This window comes from Paenibacillus sp. J53TS2, assembly GCF_018403305.1.
Classification (GTDB): Bacteria; Bacillota; Bacilli; order Paenibacillales; family Paenibacillaceae; genus Fontibacillus; species Fontibacillus rhizolycopersici.
The window spans coordinates 1-200 of sequence record NZ_BOSK01000051.1; the positions used below are offsets into that span (position 1 = coordinate 1).

Below are 200 nucleotides of genomic sequence, written 5' to 3' on the forward strand. Positions count from 1 at the left end.
GATCCGGGGGTGTCCGAATGGGGAAACCCGGCTGGGTTAATATCCAGTCACTCGTATCTGAATTCATAGGATGCGAAGAGGCAGACCAGGGGAACTGAAACATCTAAGTACCCTGAGGAAGAGAAAACAAAAGTGATTCCGTCAGTAGCGGCGAGCGAACGCGGAACAGCCTAAACCAAGGAGCTTGCTCCTTGGGGTTG

1 rRNA gene is annotated in these 200 nt (G+C 52.5%); it reads left to right on the forward strand.

The window, feature by feature from the left end:
• Positions 1-200, forward strand: a 23S ribosomal RNA gene (locus tag KJS42_RS23040); the annotation flags it as partial.